The sequence below is a fragment of the Allorhodopirellula heiligendammensis genome (genome assembly GCF_007860105.1).
Lineage (GTDB): Bacteria > Planctomycetota > Planctomycetia > Pirellulales > Pirellulaceae > Rhodopirellula > Rhodopirellula heiligendammensis.
Genome location: NZ_SJPU01000001.1, coordinates 1,629,679 through 1,649,522 on the forward strand (window position 1 = coordinate 1,629,679; position 19,844 = coordinate 1,649,522).

16 protein-coding genes and 1 pseudogene are annotated in these 19,844 nt (G+C 56.4%); 7 read left to right on the forward strand and 10 right to left on the reverse strand.

What is annotated here, in order from left to right:
• Positions 1-219: 219 nt before the first annotated feature.
• The 5 genes from Poly21_RS06135 to Poly21_RS06155 form a co-directional block, all read right to left on the reverse strand.
• Positions 220-1,110: a hypothetical protein gene (locus Poly21_RS06135; protein ID WP_146406026.1), complete on the reverse strand. Its 891-nt coding sequence runs from the start codon at positions 1,108-1,110 to the stop codon at positions 220-222.
• 215 nt (positions 1,111-1,325) lie between these two features.
• Positions 1,326-2,228, reverse strand: coding sequence for an HTTM domain-containing protein (locus Poly21_RS06140; RefSeq protein WP_146406027.1), 903 nt, complete (start codon positions 2,226-2,228; stop codon positions 1,326-1,328).
• Positions 2,225-2,785 (reverse strand): hypothetical protein, encoded by a 561-nt coding sequence (locus Poly21_RS06145; RefSeq protein ID WP_146406028.1) that lies wholly within the window; start codon positions 2,783-2,785, stop codon positions 2,225-2,227. Before Poly21_RS06145 ends, Poly21_RS06140 begins: the two co-directional genes overlap by 4 nt.
• Before the next feature lie 404 nt (positions 2,786-3,189).
• Entirely contained in the window at positions 3,190-3,591 is a 402-nt protein-coding gene (locus Poly21_RS06150) for a DUF4339 domain-containing protein (protein ID WP_146406029.1), read from the reverse strand.
• 42 nt (positions 3,592-3,633) lie between these two features.
• Positions 3,634-4,308, reverse strand: coding sequence for a PH domain-containing protein (locus Poly21_RS06155; protein ID WP_146406030.1), 675 nt, complete (start codon positions 4,306-4,308; stop codon positions 3,634-3,636).
• Positions 4,309-4,519: 211 nt separating this feature from the next.
• Here Poly21_RS06155 and nrdR point away from each other — a divergent pair.
• The 4 genes and pseudogenes from nrdR to Poly21_RS06175 all read left to right on the forward strand — a co-directional run.
• A pseudogene (gene nrdR, locus Poly21_RS06160) lies at positions 4,520-4,984 on the forward strand (transcriptional regulator NrdR); the annotation flags it as partial.
• An 89-nt stretch (positions 4,985-5,073) separates the two neighbouring features.
• Positions 5,074-6,240 (forward strand): FtsX-like permease family protein, encoded by a 1,167-nt coding sequence (locus Poly21_RS06165; protein WP_146406031.1) that lies wholly within the window; start codon positions 5,074-5,076, stop codon positions 6,238-6,240.
• Between the two features lie 228 nt (positions 6,241-6,468).
• The gene (locus Poly21_RS06170) at positions 6,469-7,599 is read left to right on the forward strand and encodes an AAA family ATPase (RefSeq protein ID WP_146406032.1); all 1,131 of its coding nucleotides are present in this window, start codon (positions 6,469-6,471) and stop codon (positions 7,597-7,599) included.
• A gap of 174 nt (positions 7,600-7,773) precedes the next feature.
• Positions 7,774-13,656, forward strand: coding sequence for a SpaA isopeptide-forming pilin-related protein (locus Poly21_RS06175; protein WP_146406033.1), 5,883 nt, complete (start codon positions 7,774-7,776; stop codon positions 13,654-13,656).
• A 175-nt stretch (positions 13,657-13,831) separates the two neighbouring features.
• Here Poly21_RS06175 and Poly21_RS06180 read toward each other — a convergent pair whose 3' ends face one another.
• Positions 13,832-14,035: a hypothetical protein gene (locus Poly21_RS06180; protein ID WP_146406034.1), complete on the reverse strand. Its 204-nt coding sequence runs from the start codon at positions 14,033-14,035 to the stop codon at positions 13,832-13,834.
• 245 nt (positions 14,036-14,280) lie between these two features.
• Between Poly21_RS06180 and Poly21_RS06185 the strand changes: the two genes are divergently transcribed.
• A complete protein-coding gene (locus Poly21_RS06185) occupies positions 14,281-14,664 on the forward strand; it encodes a group I truncated hemoglobin (RefSeq protein WP_146406035.1) in 384 nt (127 codons plus the stop codon).
• 131 nt (positions 14,665-14,795) lie between these two features.
• Here Poly21_RS06185 and Poly21_RS06190 read toward each other — a convergent pair whose 3' ends face one another.
• Positions 14,796-14,984 carry a hypothetical protein gene (locus Poly21_RS06190; protein WP_146406036.1) on the reverse strand — a complete coding sequence of 63 codons (189 nt, stop codon included), beginning with the start codon at positions 14,982-14,984 and terminating at the stop codon, positions 14,796-14,798.
• 115 nt (positions 14,985-15,099) lie between these two features.
• Here Poly21_RS06190 and Poly21_RS06195 point away from each other — a divergent pair, with 115 nt between their 5' ends.
• Positions 15,100-15,846, forward strand: coding sequence for a Bax inhibitor-1/YccA family protein (locus Poly21_RS06195; protein WP_302117791.1), 747 nt, complete (start codon positions 15,100-15,102; stop codon positions 15,844-15,846).
• Positions 15,847-15,857: 11 nt separating this feature from the next.
• On the forward strand, positions 15,858-16,034 hold the full coding sequence (locus Poly21_RS27115; protein ID WP_302117794.1) for a PDDEXK family nuclease: 177 nt from the start codon (positions 15,858-15,860) through the stop codon (positions 16,032-16,034).
• 274 nt (positions 16,035-16,308) lie between these two features.
• On the opposite strand, the gene Poly21_RS06200 is transcribed toward Poly21_RS27115, so the two are convergent.
• The 3 genes from Poly21_RS06200 to Poly21_RS06210 are packed head-to-tail and all read right to left on the reverse strand — an operon-like array spanning position 16,309 to position 19,833.
• Positions 16,309-17,073 carry an N-formylglutamate amidohydrolase gene (locus tag Poly21_RS06200; protein WP_302117796.1) on the reverse strand — a complete coding sequence of 255 codons (765 nt, stop codon included), beginning with the start codon at positions 17,071-17,073 and terminating at the stop codon, positions 16,309-16,311.
• The gene (locus tag Poly21_RS06205) at positions 17,070-18,428 is read right to left on the reverse strand and encodes a carboxylate-amine ligase (RefSeq protein ID WP_302117798.1); all 1,359 of its coding nucleotides are present in this window, start codon (positions 18,426-18,428) and stop codon (positions 17,070-17,072) included. The genes Poly21_RS06200 and Poly21_RS06205 overlap by 4 nt, the downstream gene beginning before the upstream one ends.
• Positions 18,361-19,833 carry a RimK family ATP-grasp domain-containing protein gene (locus Poly21_RS06210; RefSeq protein WP_146406038.1) on the reverse strand — a complete coding sequence of 491 codons (1,473 nt, stop codon included), beginning with the start codon at positions 19,831-19,833 and terminating at the stop codon, positions 18,361-18,363. Before Poly21_RS06210 ends, Poly21_RS06205 begins: the two co-directional genes overlap by 68 nt.
• Between the last annotated feature and the right edge of the window lie 11 nt (positions 19,834-19,844).

The following is a 19,844-nucleotide window of genomic DNA, read 5'->3' on the forward strand; positions in this document are numbered from 1 at the left end:
CGCGTTGCCAAATTCGGCAGGGGGAGTTTCCTCACGCGGCACGCCCATTGTCGCACGGCCGGGTGCATCGCGTGTAGGGGGGCAACCGCCCGTTTTTACCCTCGCCCACGATGCACGGGTGGAGTCTCCGCGAACGGGCGCACGCGATTTGGGGCGAAACTCGATATTTTCGCTTCCACTGACCAAGGCATTGGGTGGAGCTTTCCAAGCGGTCGTCGCCTAGAAGCTTAGGCCGATTCGAAAAGTAGGTCCGAACAGTGAGATGTCGTTTCCAACCAATCCCGCAATCGCAGCTGCGTCCCAGTTCTGCGCCTCGAAACTGACCTCGGTGACGAGATCTGCACGATTGTAAAGATCGAAGGTACGTCCAACGCCGACCTGCCCTTCCCAGACCTTCATCGTGCTCTCTTCGCCGATGATCGATATCAATCCAGGGATCTGAATCTCGTTGTCCGTCAACAGAATGCTCGCACGTCCACCGATGAAAAGATCCCAACAAGTGTGACCGATGCCACGTGTGTAACGACCGCCAATGGTCAGGCCACCGCCTTCGGAATCAAACCCCAGCGAACCGAGCCCGGTCACTTGATAGTTGTGCATCAACTTGCCGTAACGAAAACCGGCCGACAGCAACAAGTCACTATCGTGGAACTGAATTCGGCTGGTCGCTTCGACGTCCAGAGACTGGACCTGCAATCGAGTATCCACACCTAACTGAGACGGGCCGGTGGTATGGTCGTAATGAAAATAGGTCAGCCGCAACCCCAGTCCATCTGATCGTTCGCGTCCGAAATAAATGCGCGGAGCAATATCGAGATTGAACGTGGGAGTTACCGTTCCGGAAATGCCCAGTGGGGCGATGGAGCCGCTGATGCCGCCCACATTCGCTTGCAGAATCGCGAAGTCGAATCCGCCATAGGTGCGTGGGCATCCAATGGAGTTAGTTAAGATGTGCGTAGTGGGTGTCAATTGAGGTACGTAACTGCCTTCGTGGATAACAGTCGATTCACCACTTTGGAAATAGTCCGTGATTGCGCCGGCCTGCGCCGTCGACGCCGCAACTGCCATGATTGCCGACAGCAGAATTGGAAGAGATGACAGACTGCGCATGGGATTTGCCTCGATGCAGCTAAGGAGCGGTGGGGATGTTGCTCCTCTCCATCCGACAAACCGTGCTCACGTCGGATAGCGCCTTCGCGACAGTTTCCCAAGAAAGAGGGGGCTAGCCTAGTATGTCGGTGTTTTGCTGTGAATCGATGCTCTCCTTTGCACCGCCCGGAAAATTCCGCATGAGTGGATCAATCGTGGATATTGGAATGAATGTTTCATGTTCGACAATCCGACGGCGCACGGTCACGACGCACATCAACAAACGATAGCAGACCGACAATCATGATCCATTGAAACAAGAATAAATTCATTGCGTACTCCATACTCAGGTGCAGCATGATGCCAACGCCTACCGCCACGAAACGCGTTCGGCGAACACACAAGGCGATTGGTAGGATGGACTCGACGACCAGTACCGCCCAGGTGACCGTGCGGACCATGAATTCGCTCTCGAGTACGGAAATCGGTAGGGGGCCCCGACCAAACAAATCCTCCATTTGATAGACATAAAACATGGCCGATCCATCCTGCCATGTGGGGCCGAGGAGTTTGTTCCAGGCCGCTGAGGCGTAGATCAGGACCACATGAATCTGCATTAATCTCAGTCCCCAAGACTGACTGACCGCGTCGACTAAAGACAACGGAGGTCGCCGCCAACGCCGACTCAACGACCATGCGTAGTCCGTCGACATAAAGATCAAGCAAAAGGCAAACAATCGGAATACGGTATCTTCGCCATCGAGAATCAGCGGGTTGCGATATTGAAACGACACCAGCCACACGAAGATACATGCCGCTTGGAAACGAGAGTAAATTCCCAACAGCAGGCACACACTCTGCAGCATCAAAATCCCTAAGCAGGTATTAATGACCCAGGGAGTGGACGGGATCCACTGAAAGATCGATTCCGCAGGGGTGGGCGAGAGTACCTGAGCGGTGGCGGCCTGCAATACTCCGGCGTCGGAGAACCATTTCGTCCCATCGAGCATCCAGACGCCGACATAGACGATCAACAACGCCGCGTACGTCACGCGCACGAGTACACATGTCAGTGGATTGCAGGATCCGAACAGGAAACGGTCGTAGGCACGATTCAGGTGCGAGATCAAAGAGGTCATGGCGATGCGTCCAGTCTCACGATCGTTTGACTGTGGAGCATGCGGATCACGTCGTCGCTCAACGGGACGCCACCCTCGATGGGGATGACTACTTTGAGCCCGTTGACAGACAAGACGATACTCGGCCGTTCGTTGTCAGCGGACATCGACTGTCGGCGTAAGTACTCCGCGAAGTCCTCGGCGCCGGGGCGATTTCCGGTAATTGCCAGGCGATTGAAGTAGTTGATTGATCGGAACTGGATGAATCGATCCGCAGCGCTCACCGCAGCCCAGTTGGGCGAGTTCCATTCCGTCGGCGAGGGTGACTCGGCAGCAATGCTTGCCGAGAGCCACGAGTTGTCGGCGACCGGATTGGGTGTGAACATGGTCCATGGCCCGGTGGCCAATCCGACGGTTTGCATCGTGTCAGCCACCCGCGGTTTTGGCACGTCGGGGGGCAGCACGCCCCAGGGAATCGCATCGATGGTGTGGAGGGTGACCAACCCAGCGAAGCAGATTTTGATGAAATGCCGTCCAATGCGTCTGCCAAGCGGTTGGTAACAAGGATCGACAGACATCACTAGCAGATTGAGAGGACGCGGGTTGCTTAGCAGGCAATCCAGTTTCCTATTGGGGGCTCCAAGGGGCCACGCAAAACGCCCAAAACGAAGCCGGATTCTTCGTATTCGGTCCTACAATCGTTGTATGCGGAGAGTTTGTTAGTTGGACAGTGTTACTTGGATGGAGTCACAACCTGCCTAGCCGAACTTGTTCGCTGTTTGGGCGTTAGCGTCAGGTCGGTTTAGTCGCGTTTGCCACGCAGCTACTAGCCCGAACGCTAACGAGGGACGGGATGGACTGCTTCGCTGGGGCGTCGGGGCTGGAAATCGAGGGGTCGCTACCCACGTTTCTTTCTCCTTAAAACCGGGCTAGCGCTGGGCTGCTCAGCGAGAGCAGTGACACTGCATGTGTCGCCCTAGCGTTACGACGATTTGTCTTTTCCGACTCGTTTTTGCAGCCAGCGGCGGGCCGACATCGCGGGCCCCTGGGAGGCGGCGGAGTCGGAGGCCTGGCTGTTTGATTTGCTGAGCGAATTCTCGATGATGCGTTCACGCGTCTTCGTGAGCGTTTGATCACACTTGGGGCAGGTCGTCGGCGGAGGAGCGACGCGGACGTTCTCACAATGCGGGCAGTAATGCTCAATCGTCGGCCGCCGGGCTGCCTCGAACAGCCCTCCTACCGCGCTGGCCGCAAACCACGATGAGTCGTCTTTGCGAACCCTTGTTTCGGGATGCACAGTGCCGTCGCGGACGAGGGCGAGTAAGTCAGCGGGACGGAGCGGCCCGAGTTCTTCGTTGCCTTGTTGGACAAACCATGCAGTCATGTTTGCGTGCTCGTATCGGTCGAAATGAAACAGATGCTTCGCTCAGATGGATTCGATATGCAGGCTGCGGCGACGGCGTTCGTTGCGGCGTACGTCGTCGATCAGTCCTGCCACCTGACTGACTTTATCGATGCCAACCAAGCTCAATTCTGGGTCGCTGCGGTCCGAACTGGTGATATGGATCGTGCCGACTCCCAGAAGGCGTTGCACTGGGCCTTGCTCGTAACTGACATCGTCGATATCGATCACTTCAATGCGATCGCTGCGCCGGCTGAGCAACCCCGTTTTATGAATGAATCGCTGGCTGGTCAATTCGTAATGGTACCCCAGTCGCATGCGGGCGTAGTTGCCCGCTACGAAGACCCACATGATCACGATGATACTCATCGTCATCACGAGGGTCAGTTGGGTGAACATGAAACAGCCAACGAGCAGCGCGATGGACAACACAATCAACACAATCCACCATCCTGTCATGGCCTTGGAGCTGTAACCACCGCTCCATAATGTTTCCTCTGGATCATGATCATCGAGGTTGTCGCGGCGGCTGGCGATCTGTTGCTCAAAACGGTCACGGGGTGATGCCGGCCGCGTCGCGTCCGCAGATGGCGACGCCTGCGGCATGTTCGCGGACGCTGGATTGCTTGCCGCATCGCGTGTTTCATCGCCAAAACGAGGGTCGTCGGCGGATGGGTGGAGGGGCTCTGATTCGCTCATGGTAGATCGCTTTTCCTGATCGGTCGGTGTTGCCATGGGGAAATACGGCAGGATCGAATATAACACAGGGCGGTGAAAACCGTGAGCCTGCCATTTTTCCCTGTGATTGTCGCTCGGCTCTCCAATCTGCTGGCGAATTTTCGCACGCTTTCGGCTTTGAGTGCCGAGCAACATTGACTCACCCACTCCCTGTCTCCCCCCTCTCGCTTCCATGCGCTGCCCGTTCTGCCATTCCGATAACGATAAAGTTCTCGACTCCCGATCTGCTCAGGCCGGCTATCGGGTGCGTCGCAAACGCGTCTGCCAAGAATGCGGTCGCCGATTTGTGACCATGGAGCATATCGAGGCGTTGAACGTGCGAGTGGTCAAGAGTGACGAAACGAGAGAGCCTTTCGATCGCGAAAAAATTCGCCGCGGTATTGAACGGGCCTGCTCGAAACGCTCTGTGGCCAGCGAAACGATCGAAGCGACCGTGCAGCAAATCGAGGCGGCGATCTATTCGGAGTTCGATTTCGAGATTCCCGCTCAGAAGATTGGTGAGGTGGTATTGCGATTTCTGGCGGACGTCGACGAAGTGGCCTACATCCGTTTCGCCAGTGTGTACCGCGAATTCTCGGGAGCAACGGATTTTTTGAAGATCATCTCGGGGATCGAGAAGAGATCGAGCCTCAATGGTGAAGGAACACCTCCCATCGACGACGTCGAGCACGAATCGCTCGGACAAGAAAAATTCAAACGCAAGTCACGCGCCGAGCGAAACGGCTCATGAGTCGCACACCACTGGCCTGGAAAAATCTCGTCCACGAACCCCGCCGGTTGCTGTTGGCGTCGGCGGGCGTCGGCTTCGCCGCCGTACTGATGTTCACGCAGAACGGGTTTCGAAATGCGTTGCTGGACAGCCCCGTGCAGTTGATCGAGTGGATGGATTGCGATCTCGTGGCGACCAGCACGGCGCGGTACATGCTTCCGGTGAACCAGCGGTTTCCACGCGATTTGCTCCGCCGGGCCATGTCCGATCCCGCCGTGACCGCCGCCGAGCCGCTGCTGATCGAACGCTTGATGGCTCGTGTTCGCGTCGCCGGACAGCGGGCTCGCCCGATTCGTGTCATTTCGGTACCGGACCAATCGGGCTGGTTGGCGATTCCCGGGTTGCACGAGCAGCGGCAGAAACTGCAGCCGCCCGGAACCGCTCTGATCGACCGTAAAACCCGCTCACAGTATGGATTCCAATTCGATCGACACGGCAATCCGCTCCCGCAGATAGTGGAAGTCGCCGGAAAACGGATCCATTTGGTCGGCAGCGCGACAATCGGGACCGACTTTGCTAACGAAGGCTCGCTACTGATTCGAGAAAGCGAGTTCGCCAGGTATTTTCCCGTTCGCGGGAATGGTCGACCACTGGAGGTGGTGGATGTCGGTATGTTTCAGATTGATGAGGCCGCTGATCCGGTTGCCGTTGCCGAGCGTTTGACGAGTTTAGCACCCGATCTCTGGAAGGTGGTTCGCCGCGCCGATCTCGCGCAGAAAGAGAAAAAGTTCTGGAGCGAGCAAACGCCCGTGGGCGCGATCTTCTTCATCGGTACCGTGATGGGATTCGTCGTCGGCGTGATCATCTGTTACCAGATCCTGTACACGAGTCTGCAAGACGCGATGCCCGAGTTTGCTACGCTCAAGGCAATGGGATACCCCAATCGCTACTTCGTGGGCGTGGTCGTTCGGCAAGCGATTTTCTTGTCCTGGTTCGGCTTCGTCCCCGCCGTGATCGTGACGCTGAGTTTGTTCTGGGCACTGGAAAACTACTCAGGATTACCGATGCGGCTGACCATGGATCGCGCTGCCACCGTGCTCGTCTTGACCACCTCGATGTGCTTGATCAGTGGTCTGTTGGCCCTGCGAAAACTCATCCGAGCCGATCCGGCAAGCCTGTTTTGAGTAGGTGAGTCTCTCCGAGACTCGCATCTAAGTCTTACGTCCGAGTCTTGCAACTGAGTCTTGCGTCCGAGTCTCGGAGAGACTCGGCTACTTATCGAGGACGCCCCTTTTTCCGCTGCTCGCCTGAGCAGACGATTTACACCGAATCGACAGCCAGCTTGCAAACAATCACTGAATTACGCATAATGCGTAACGCAAGTTGCGTAATATCAATGAGAGGACAGGTCAGTGAATCCCTTTTCTTACGGCGGCGTGGTTGGTAATGGCGAATTCTGCAACCGAGTGGAGGAGTTGGCTGACCTCACCGAAACGATGAAATCCAGCGGGCGGTGCTTTGTTTATGCGGAGCGGCGGATGGGCAAAACGTCACTCGTGATGCGGGCCCTCGAAAAGCTCTCGCGGAAAGACTTTATTCCCGTCTATGTGGATTTGTGGCCCACCGATGGTTCCGCATCATTCGCAGCCACCACGGCCCGCGCCATGACGACCGCTGCCGAGACGAACACCACGAAACTGTTGGAACTGGGGAAAACTCTATTCGGACGTCTACGTCCCAGCGTCTCGCTCGACGATTCCGGTCAACCGAAAGTCGATTTTGGCATCGATGGACGAACCGTATCCAAAACCGATCTGACGGAAGTCTTGGAGGCACCCGCAGCCTTAGCGGCTCGCAGCGGCAAGAAAGTTGTCATGGTTTTTGATGAGTTCCAGCAGATCGTCGAGTACGAAAACGACCTCGCCGAACGGCAACTCCGTAGTTCGATCCAGCATCACAAAAACGTGGCATACCTCTTTTTAGGTAGCCGCAAACATCTTTTGCAGTCGATGTTCTTGGACCAATCGCGGCCATTGTATCGATCAGCGATGCATTATCCGATCGGACCGATCCAAACGAAGCACTGGCAACCGTTCATCACCAAGCGCTTTAGCGATAACAAGAAGAGGTTTCCCAGGCCGCTCGTTGCCGAACTCTGCGAGCGCACACAAGGTCACCCGTTTTATACGCAGCATCTGTGTCACGTGCTGTGGTCTCTGATCGAACCAGGCGGAGTCGTTGAAGCGGCGCATCTCGACCAAGCCGTCAGCGAACTGCTGCGCCGGGAGAGCCACGCGTATGTCACGCTGTGGGAATCACTGACCAAGAACGAACAACGTTTCCTACGCGGGTTGGCCAGCAGCGAAACGCCTCCCAAGCCGTTCTCGTCCGATTTCACTCGCCAGTACGGTCTTCGCACCGCCTCCACAGCTCAACGGGCTGCGGAATCACTTGTGGCGGGTGACGTGATCGAGCGGGAAGCATCCTCCTACGTTATCACCGATCGCTTTCTGCGACTCTGGGTTAGCCAACTCCAATCGTGATGGGGAACTCGCTGTCGAGCTGACAAGCGTGACGCGGTGGTCGACGCGCGGGCTCTACCCATCGACATTCCACCCGGCCTCTGCCGACTCGCCATCCTTCCTGGGCGATGCTATCCTCTTATCCTGCCTAATCGGACTAACCACGCAGGCCGCGAGAACTAGGAATCCCAGACGATGACGGACCAACTTCGACGGAAACTCCAATCCCACGCACAATCAACCGCGAAGCGGCGGCGCAGCCAGGCGAGCCGCGACTACCGTCGCCGTCTCCATTTGGAACCGCTCGAGAACCGGCGGTTGTTGGCTGCGGGCACGGACTTGGCAAATCTCACGGGGCTCGTTTATGCCGATTTCAGCGGTGATGGTTTCACGGCCGGCGAACAGGTTGCCGGGGCGTCGGTGACCCTATACCGCGACGATGGTGACGGGCAGTTCGAGCCCGATAGCGGTGACAGCCAAATCGCCACTGCCACGACCGATGCGGATGGCCGGTATACGTTCGCAAGGCTGACAGCGGGGCAATACTTTGTCCTGCAGCCCGCTCAAGATGTCGACGGTGAGTCGCTGCAGCGAACCGTCTCGCCGGCGGTCACGATTACAACCGAGCAGGTTGCTGGGCGATTGATCCGCACGATCGATGGATTCAATGGCGATACGCAGTCCGTCTTCGATGAAACTCAAGATGGCGTTGCGGTCACGTCAACTGCGGCGGCACCGGAGGCAATCGGAGGATCGCGAGATTTGATTGTCAACAAGACGAGCGACATCGGCTCGATCAGTTTGGTCGTCAATGACCCCGCGTCTCCGGATCTATTGCAGGTTCGCTCGGACGGTTTTGGTGGCGGCGAGCGGCAAGTGATCTGGGACGGTGCGGGCGATGATCCGGCTGTGGTGAACGACGATGGTCTCGGTTCGATCGATTTAACGAGCGGCGGCGATGCTGCTGGGTTGCGTCTGGTGATCGGCGCCGATTTGCCCGCCGGATCCGCTGTCGTGCAGCTCTATACCAACGACGGTGTCAGTGGCACGCTGACGCTCAGCAGCACCGCGACGCTCAATATTCCGCAAACGACCACGCAGCCGACCTCGGTAGAGTTCCTGCCGTTCACCGAGTTCTCGATTGCTCCGGGAGCGAGCGGTCCAGCTGACTTAACCAATATCGGTGCGATTTCATTCGCAGTCATTGCGGACCCCAACTATGACGCGCTGGCTGACTTGATTGGCACAATTGGACCGACTCTGATCCCGGTAGCTGACTTTGACAATTTCACACCAATCGATCTCAATTTGTCGAAGGAACTCACGACAGCGGATCCCAACGTCAACGCGCCGGTTACCTTCCGCTTAACGCTGGTCAATGAAGGCGCCAACACGGCCACGAACGCCGTTGTGACTGATTTGCTGCCTGCGGGAATCACGTACAGCGCAAATCAACCTTCGGCGGGGACTTCGTTTGCGCCAGACACAGGCCTCTGGACGATCCCCAGTCTAGCACCGGGCGCGACGGCGACGTTGGACCTGACCGGAATGTTGATCAGTGGTGCGCCGCAGACCAATACTGCTGAGGTTACAGCCGCCGACCAGTTCGATACCGATAGCACGCCGGACAATTCCAATCCTGATGAAGACGATCAAGCGTCCGCAGTCGTCACGGCGGCATCGATCAATCTGTCGCTCGAGAAGACGGTGTCTGACGCACGACCAAATGTCGGTGACTCGATTTCATTTACTCTGACCTTGACCAATTCAGGTATTGATGACGCTACGAACATTGTCGTTCAAGATACGCTGCCGGCAGGGATGACCATCTCGGCGAGCGATCCTGCCTCGGGATCCTACAATCCGAGCAATGCCCAGTGGGCGATCCCGTCCCTAGCGGCAGGCCAGTCGACGACGTTAATTTTGAGTTCGACGGTCGCAGCGGCAGGCAGTTATACCAACGTTGCTGAAGTCATCGCCGCCGATCAGTTTGACACCAACAGTACTCCGAATAACCAAGATCCCGACGAGGACGACCAAGATCAGGTCAGCTTGCAAACTCAAGCCGCGGATCTCTCGCTTGCAAAAACGATCGTCGGGCAAGTCTCCAGTATCGGCGACAACGTGACGTTCGCGATCACGGTCAACAACGAGGGTCCCGACCCTGCGACCAACGTGAGCGTCCGAGAAGTGCTGCCAGCGGGGCTGACATATGTATCCGACGATCCGACCGCGGGCGAATACGACCCGGTTAGCGGGATCTGGACACTTGCTGATGTGCCTGTCGGAACGCCCGTCACGCTCAATTTGGTCGCTGAAGTCACCACGATGGGGACCAAGACCAATACTGCGGAGATCATGGAGTCCGACCAGTTCGACCCGGATAGCACACCGGGCAATGGATCCGAGGGCGCCGCTGGCGAGGAAGACGACATCGATTCGGTCATGCTCACACCCGTCACCATCGATCTGGAGCTGGAGAAGACCACGTCGATCGACCGACCCATCCCCGGTGAAACGTTCACATATTCCCTCGCGGTTACCAACACCAGTACCGATGGCGCGACGGGCGTGATGGTTACCGACGTGCTTCCTGTTGGACTGATTTTTCAATCCGCAACCGTGGATGAAATTTACTCCCCCGACACGGGCGTTTGGAATGTCGGCAGTGTACCCGCGGGCGAAACGCGAACTCTCGAGATCACGGTATTGCTCGATTCGTCCCGCCCAGACCAGTTGGCTCCGATCAGCAACACTGCGGAGATCACAGCGGCCAACGAATTTGATACGGACAGTACACCGGGGAATCATAACCCAGACGAAGACGATCAATCGAGTGTCTCCGTCACCCCCGCCAACGCGGACCTGGCGCTGGCCAAAACGGTCGATAATCCCGTCGCCAACGTGGGCGACGATGTCACCTTCACGATCACGGCGACAAACTCCGGCCCCGACGCGTCGGGAAGTTTCGTCGTTGCCGATCCCATTCCCGAAGGGGCGACGTTTGTCGACGCGACCACACCCGACGGGTCCTACGATCCAGAAACCCAGCTCTGGACCATCGATGGTTTGGAGAGCTCTCAAACCGCGACCCTAACGCTCGTGCTCCGCGCAACATCCAGTGGCGCGATCAACAACGTGGCGGAAATTGTCTCGGCCACCCTGCCCGACCCCGACAGCACGCCTGGCAACGGCGTCGATGGTGAAGATGACCAAGCGGCGGCGTCAGCGCAGGCCGAGCAGGTCAACCTTTCGCTGACGAAGGAGATTGACAATCCTACACCGCGCGTGGGGGAAACCTTCAGCTACACCATCACGGTATCCAACAGCGGCCCCGACACAGCGACCAACATCGTGGTCGTCGATACCTTGCCAGAACAAATCACTCTGGTAGGTAACGCTCCTGAATCCGGCACGTTTGTCGAGAGCACCCGTACATGGACCATCGCTTCGCTCGCCGCTGGCGCATCGACGACGTTGCGTCTCGATGGGCGGATTGACTCGGTCACTGGGCTCCCTGCGGATGATCCGATCAATACCGGACTGATCAACACTGCGGAAGTGATGTCGGTCGACCAAACCGATCCCAACAGCACTCCTGGAAACGGTGTCGAGAGCGAAGATGACCAAGATTCTGTCAGCGTGCGAGTTCCGATCGCGGATATCTCCTTGGAGAAAGCCACACTCACACCGGCACCCAATATCGGTGAGACGGCCAGCTTTCAAATTGTCGTTCGCAATGATGGGCCGGATCTTGCAACCAACCTCGTCATCGCTGACATGCTGCCAGCCGGTTTGACGTATGTGTCGAACAGTCCGAGCGACACTGACAGCGACTACGATCCCGACACCGGACTCTGGACGATTCCCGCGCTCAGCGTGGGGCAAAGTATTTCGCTGCAGATCAATGCCGACGTCACCGCTGCGGGCACGTTCACCAATACAGCCGAGCTGATCGCTGTGGATCAAGATGACTCGGATTCGACCCCGAACAATCAACTGCCCGACGAAGATGATCAATCCAGCTCGTCCTTGTCCACGCCGGTAATCGATCTCTCACTATTGAAAACGACGGCACCCGTCCGCCCGGTTGTCGGTAGCGAGATTACGTTCACTCTCGAGGTGCGTAATGATGGCCCTGACGATGCCACTGGTGTCGTCGTCGCAGACACGTTGCCCGATGGGTTCCAGTTTGTATCGTCGAGCCACCCGATCACATTTTCACCCGCGACGGGCCTTTGGAATGTAGGCGCGCTCGCCAACGGTGAGTCGCAAACATTAGAAATTCGCGGCAATGTGATCGCGACTGATCCGTTTGAGAACCTCGCGGAAGTCGTCGCGGCAGACCAGTTCGATAGTGACAGCACGCCGGACAACGGTTTTGACAATGGCGAGGACGATACCGCACGTGTCAGCGTCACCCCGGCGAGCGCCGATTTGTCGCTCACGAAGAGCATCAATGACGCAACCCCCAATGTCGGCGACGATGTGATCTTCACGCTGACGGTTCGCAACGATGGTCCCGATACGACGAACGACATCGCTGTACTCGATACCCTTCCACCTGGATTGACGAACGTTCGTGCTGAAACAGAGACGGGCGTCTACGACTCCGATGATCAAATCTGGCGGATGGATGAATTAACCTCAGGCAGCACCGCTACACTGACCCTCACGGCCACGGTCGATCGCGCCGCCAATGACAGTCCGACGCCGATTACCCGCATCAACTACGCTGAGATTGTCGCGAGTTCCCAGTTCGATCCCGATAGCACTCCGGGCAATGGCAGCGAGGACGAAGACGATAACGCCTCGGTCTCCTTTATTCCGCAATTGATTGATCTTGCGTTGACCAAGACCAGCGATACAGAGCTCGCCAATGTAGGGGATACCGTCGAATACGTCGTCACCGTTAGCAACGATGGCCCTACTGAGGCGACGGGCGTTGTTGTCTCTGATCCCCTGCCCGCGGGTCTGAGTTTTGTTTCGGCCACTCCGTCGGACGGGGGAACGTACAACTCGCAAACAGGAGATTGGTCGATCCCGCTGATTCCTGCCGGTGAAACTCGCGAGCTGATCGTGCGGGGGATGGTTGCTCCCGACCCAAGCAATGTCGATGCGATTCTCGCTGATGGCATCATCAACATTGCTGAGGTTGTCGCTGCCGACCAACCCGATCGTGACAGCACACCGGACAACGGTCCTGGTGAGGATGATTATCAATCCGTCACGGTCGCGATCTCACAGGCCAATTTGTCGTTAACTAAGACCGTCGACAATGCCACGCCTGACCAGAACGACATCATCACATTCCTGGTCACGGTTAATAACTCCGGTCCGGATGCCGCGACCAATATTGTCGTCAATGATGCACTGCCCGTTGGTCTCGCCGACGTTCAGGTTACGGCCCTGACGGGAAGTTTTGACACGTCCACGAATCTGTGGACGATCAATGAACTTGATTCTGGTAGCTCGGCCGTGCTTCAAATCCGGGCCCGCGTGGCGTCACCGAGCATCGTAACGAATGTTGCGGAGATTATCGCCGCCGATCAGCTCGACCCAAACAGCACGCCCGGCAATGGTGACCCGAGTGAAGACGACATGGCAAGTGTCGAGGTCATCCCCCGCGTGATCGACGTCAGTGTCACCGCCTCGGCGATTCCCGAGGTGATCGAACTTGGCGACACGGTCCAACTGACCGTGACGGTGCATAACGGATCAACGTCGTCCACGGCTTCACCTGGCGATCGAGAGATTTCGGACGCGACAGGTGTTGTTGTCGGTGTGGCCCTACCTGCGGGGTTGACACTGCTCGACGCATCTCCAGGGGGCGTCTATGACGCGGCGACCCAGCAATGGCAAGTCGGCACAGTTGCCGCTGATACCAGCAAGCAGTTAACGCTCACGTTTCGCGTCGACACCCAAACGGTGAAAACGTTCGACGTGGAAGTCTTGGAAACCAACGAGTTCGACATCGATAGCACCGCAGGCAACCACGATCCCGATGAAGACGACCAAACGAGCGTCACGATTCGTCCGCCAGCGACGCTGTCGAAACGATTGTTCCTCGCCCGCTAAGCCGCTGCATTGAATTTAACCAGGCACGCCGCACCCTCAAGCGTCGCTAAGGTTGCAAAGCAGTTCCGCCCAGTCCCGCTAGGGACGGGACAATTTCAATGAGTTGGTGAATCGTGAGCATTGCAGGGTAACCGGATGCCTTGGCGAAACTCCGTCGCTCTTCAGGATATCGTGCTCACCATCCACTGAGGAGAGCAAACGGCAGCTTGGTTTCTACTGAGTAGGCGTGTCTCTCCGAGGCACGCATCGAAGTCTCGGGATCGTCCGTCACGATAAACAAAATGTTGGGTCGATCGCCTGCCGCAGCTTTCGCTGAGAGCAACGACGCGCCATAGAGAATCGCAATCAAGCGAGAAAAGTGAGCGATCAGGATTTGCATCGTGTTTTCGCGAATGAGAATCGGCCCAATTTTTTCGGGTTTCGGAATCAGATTCCGACAGTCATCGACACGATTGTCGCAATTGCAAATCACGGGAGCGGCGAGAGCTGCTCGACAGTGTTGCTTAGCTTTCCAAGCTGACAGCGATTGGTTGTGGTGGACCGCCAATGGGATTTCACGAGTGATCGCTCGGGGCTAAACTGGTGTCTCCTTTCAACGCACAAACCGAACACTCAAGAGAACCCATGGCTGAGACAGAACAAGAACTTCTGGAGCGACTCGGTGGGCCGGTCGCAGTCGCCGACCTCGTGAAGGAACTGTATGAACGCGTCTTGGCGGATCCTTTTTTGGCACCGTTCTTCGAGAATATTTCGATGGACCGGTTGCAGAGGATGCAGTATGAGTTTTTGGTAGCAGCCCTGGATGGACCCGTGTCGTACTCGGGTGCTGAGCTGACGGCCGTCCACCAAGGACGTGGGATCACCGACCAGCACTTTGCGAAATTCTGCGGTCATTTTGCCGACGCTCTCGAAGCCAAGGGCGTTGCCAGCACTGATGTTAACTTGGTTTTGTCACGGCTCTCCATGGCCAAGGACAAAGTTGTGGGAACCACGAATACGGACGGTTGAGATCGAATCGTCCAAGCATGCGATTGGCAACGTGCGAGCGAGACCGCGAGGAGAAACGGAGTTAATCTCGTAGCGTGGACTTAGTGAGCCGAGACGCGTAAGCGGCCGCGCTGGCGGTATCTCCCGGTGTTTTACGGCACTCGGCTCACGTCATTGTCAGCTTCAGTCCACGCCATTTGAGTCAAACTCTGCTTAATTGCAATTTGGCGAGGGATGCCGTGATCGATGGAACGCCAAGCGTATTGCCGGTCTTTGATCGCATCGAAATTGGCAATATCTCGCCGCTGCCCACCGACCCATGGATCTTTGTTCTCGGACAACGAATGGGGCGCAATAACCGCTGAGAATAGCTTATCATGGTCAACTCAACTGTGCCTCGTGCGTGAGGCCAGTGTTTTGCACTACCGCTTTTGACTTCTCAGAGAGCTGACAACGATGTCATACGATCAATCAAATCCGTATTCCGTTCACAGTATGAATCAGGCTGTCGATGTGGGACTTGGGCTCGACGAGGCCCGGGTGGGTTTTATCCGTCGGACTTATGCACACTTGACTGTCGCGATTCTGGGTTTGATCGCGATCGAAACGGTCCTGTTTTCCGTTGTTCCCGCTGCCACCATGGAGGCGATGGTGGCGAGGATGCTGGGTGGGATGGGATGGCTGTTGGTGCTCGGCGCGTTCATGGTGGTGTCCTGGGTCGCGCGGACGTGGGCCAATAGCGATACGTCGAAACCGATGCAGTACCTGGGACTGAGCCTGTACGTGGTCGCCCAAGCGGTGATTTTGCTGCCGATGCTCTATCTTTGCATCCGCGTCCTCGGTGACCCCAGTTTGCCGATCAAGGCCGGCGCGATCACCGCAACCTGCTTTCTGGGATTGACCGCATTTGTGTTCCTCACCGGTGCCGACTTGTCGAGCTGGGGCAAGTACTTAGCGATTGCGGGATTTGTCGCGATGGGCGTGATTGTTGTGGGAATCTTGTTCGGGTTCTCGCTGGGACTGTTCTTCAGTGCCGCGATGGTCGCACTGGCGTCAGGTTACATTCTCTACGATACATCCAACATCATCCATCAGTACCGCACCGACCAGTACGTGGCCGCATCGCTGGCACTGTTCGCATCCGTCGTACTACTGTTTTGGTACGTGCTGCGAATTTTGATGAGTTTTTCCAGCAACGATTGATTCGCAAAATCGTGAACAAAGGAATTTTGGCTGCCGGAAAATTACTGCCTCGCTATACCATCGCTGATTATCAGCACTTGAAAGGCGATTGGGAACTGTGGGACGGGTTTGCGATCGTCATGAGCCCAAGCCCGTTCGGAGGTCATCAGACGATAGCGACCCGCTTGGCATACGCATTTTCGCTCTGAGATCGAAAAACAAAATGGCTGTGCCAAAGCGATTGCCGGACTCGATTGAATTGTCAACGAACGCACCGTGGTTAGACCGGACCTCGTCATTGTATGTGGGGATTTACCAGTCCAGCACTTGCAGTCACCGCTCGGACTGATCGCCGAAGTGCGATCAGAATCAACACGGCAAAACGATCTGCACTTTAGCGAGAGTTGTATGGCTCCGAAGGTGTTGCGATTTCCATGGTGAGTGACCACTTCATTCTGTCTTCTTCGATTGGAGCGGTGTTTGTTATTTAAACTGGTCGCCCAATAGCGCCCCATCCAATGGCATGGCGTCACAAAGTCTGGCGACGATGCTCGCTTGGCGTTCGGGTGATCTGCGGTGGAATCGGTTGTTGATCTCGATCTCGATTCCGCAGTAGACGTCGTCCGGAAAGATGCGGCGGAGGTGCGTCGTCAGACCATCGTCCGTTCCCGCGTAGGGCTCATTGCTGCAAAGTCGAATTCGTGGCGTCGTGGCCATCCGGTCTGCGAACTTCGCCGACCAGACCTGGCAATATGCCGTCTCGCTCGACCGTTGTGGATCGAACAGCAGGCCCATCTCCAGCGGTCGCCACTGGCCGCGCATCCGTGGTGTGAAGGAATGCACGGATAGGTGGATCGCGATTTCGTTGTTGGCGACCATGCGTTCGACGAGACGCTCTACCGCCTGACGATGCGGCTGATAAAACTCTTGCAATATTTCAGATCGAGTGGACCGGGGTAGGTCCGAAGTGAACTTTGACCATACGCTCGGGTTGTCGGTCGAACGATTCAAATCCACCAGCAATCGCGTCGTTGTCGCGACGACTGGATCGCTAAACAACAGGTCGCGGTCGCTGAGGTAGTCCGCGATCTGTCGTGTCGCGGCCCAGGCTCCTGGGTCATAGCCCCGATGACTATTCAGCGAAGCTCTGCCGCCAGGTGAATCAAATAGGCCAGCGTACTGCTGAGGCACATCGTTGCCCCCATGTTCGCAGGAGAGAATGAATCGCAACGCGCGTTTGGAATTCACGGTTGAAATGGTTCCCAAACTTCGACGCAATCGGCCAATTGGTGGTAGACGTCTTGCAGGTCTTCTCGTGTGAAGGCAGGACCGAGCGCGCGGGCGATTCGCGTTGCTAGAGTTCCATGTTGTTGGATGATTTCCAAGGGAGCAAAGAGCCCCGCCACGACATTGTCGCTGTGCCGCAGCCGCGAAAGTAGCGTTTTCCAAACGTCGCCGGCCGTGCTCGCTGAGGATTCGATTCCCAACGCGTGGAGATACATGGCATCGTCAATCATCGCATTTTCGGCGTCAACGCAAACACGGTCAAAGCTTTGGCGAAGTTGAGCGGTCGTGTGGGATTTCTGAGTCAGAAACGATGAGTGTTTTTCACTCACCAATTCTTTCAGCAAGGCAATGACGGCGGCGCAGATGGCCACGTCCGCACCTGGATACTCTTGCACATCCATGACACGAATTTCAATCGAACCGCGATCGAATCTTGCGATAGCGCCTCGAGCGTTAAGGAACTCAACATCAAAAACACCCGCTTGGTCATGGGGGCAAATATCATGTTCAATTGAGGAGAATATTTCACGCCGGTAGGTTGCTTCGTCGAACACCGCTTCGGGGATCAAATTGCCAGTCAGCGAGGGCACCGCGTGGCAGTGGGCGGCGTAGTGCAGCAGACGGGAGTCGAGGCTACCCGTCAACGCACCATCGACCACCGGTGAGCTGGCCGATAGAGCGGGAAGAATCGGTAGGACCAATCGGACGGCGGCGTGCAAACGAGCGAACTCGTTTTCGTTCGCGAAGGGTAGGTTCAGGTGCACACTTTGCACGTTCGACCATCCGTGAGTTTCGCAATTGAACACGCGATCAAATGCTTGATAAATCGCCTGGTTTTCATGCTGCCACAAGACCGTTTGCGTCTTTGGGTTCATCCATGGGTGCATTCCCGTCGGCAGTAAACGGATGCCCGATGAACGCAGGATGGGGCGTAGGTCCTTGATGGCCGATTCAAAATTCGATGACAACTCTCGCAGGTTTGCCGTCGGCTCACTCACTTTGAGTTCGATCACATGGGCTGCCAGTTCATTGGACCACGTGATGTTGCCTAACGAGACATCGCTGCAATCGCCGATGGCGACGGGAGATGGATCGGCACGATTCGCTTTCGCCGTCGCGATGGACGACAATCGCGCAAGCACCTCATCGGCGACCGGTCGCACCTCGAGGGATTCCTGATCGACGAGCATGTATTCGAGTTCGATGCCAAACGCCTCGAACATTTCAATCTTTTCGAGAGTCACTGTTTCATCCGCCTTGTTTGTTTGCTTCGATGCGTCGCACAAATGATTCCATGATGCGGCGATAGAGTTCATCTCGCAAAATCGCATCTTCGACACCTGCGTCGACGTTGGGGTTGTCGTTGACCTCAATCACGAAAAAATTCCCATCAACCTCCTTGAGATCGACGCCATAGAATCCGTTGCCAATCAAATTCGCCGCTTTGACTGCCATTGCGACGACTTTTCGAGGTGCAGTCTCGACCGGGAATGTCTCAGCCTTGCCGAACTTGGGTCGTGATCCGTGCGTGGCGGCATCATGTTTGGCAATTTGCCAGTGACCTCGCGCCATGTGATATTTGCAGGCAAAGATGGCTCGTTGGTCCAATACGCCGATTCTCCAATCGAAATCGGTTCGCATGTACTGCTGGGCGATCACGAGTTCAGAATCGACAAAAAATTCAGCCAGCTTCGTCGCGAGCTCTTGTTCATCTTTGGCTTTCACCACACCTTGGGAAAACGCACTGTCGGGACGTTTCAGAACACAGGGAAATGAAAGCTGCGATGCGATGGATTCGGCATTGCGCCGGTGCACGACAAACGTCTCGGGCGTGGGAAGCTTGGCGCGGGTCAGCAACTCGGCCAGGTAGACTTTGTTGGAACATCGCAGGATGGACAGTGGATCATCCATCACGATCATGCCCGCCGATTCTGCCCGCCGAGCCATGCGGTAGGTGTGATGGTTGACCGCGGTGGTCTCTCGTAAAAATAGGGCGTCAAACTCCAGTAAACGACTGGCGTCTTGACGAGTAATCAGCTCGGCTGCGATCCCAACGCTGGCGGCTGCCTTGACCAGTTTTTTGAGAGCCACTTCGCTCGATGGTGCCAGATCGCCTTCCTCGGGGTTATGCAAAATCGCCATGTCGTACCGCATCGACTTTGGTTTGGGCCGATTGGTTGCCCGACTGGCGAAGTGTTTGCGAGCGGCTTCGGCGACGAAACTACGGTGGTTCTCAGGAACGGCGTTGAGAGCAATTGCAGACGCTCGACGCAACCGCCACTTACTCCGGCGAGTGAATTTGAATCGCAACAGGGGGGCTCGAAAGACGCCATATAGTTCCTTTGACAAGCGGTCGTATTTCTTGGCCAGGTTCGCCCCAAAATACACGCTCAACACAAACTCATCACCGTTGAGAGTTTTTAAGGAAGAAGCGATCAACTCCTCCAAGGCTTGCGGGATCACACGTACCGCAGCAGTCCCATGTAAATCCTGAATCGTTTGCACATCCGGAATCGGACGGTGCCCGCGGGCTTCGGCCAGGAGTGATACGTAGTAGCCGATACTCTGATAAGAGTAGGAGCGAGACAGGTTATACACCCGTGTCGCGCGGCGAAGATTTGGATCCGGTGAGGCTAAATAGTCTCGTGGATCGACGGTCTCGACACCGTCAAAGTTTCCCAACCAATCATCGCCAGATTCAGCGATCAGGATTGCGTTCATGCAGGGGGGTA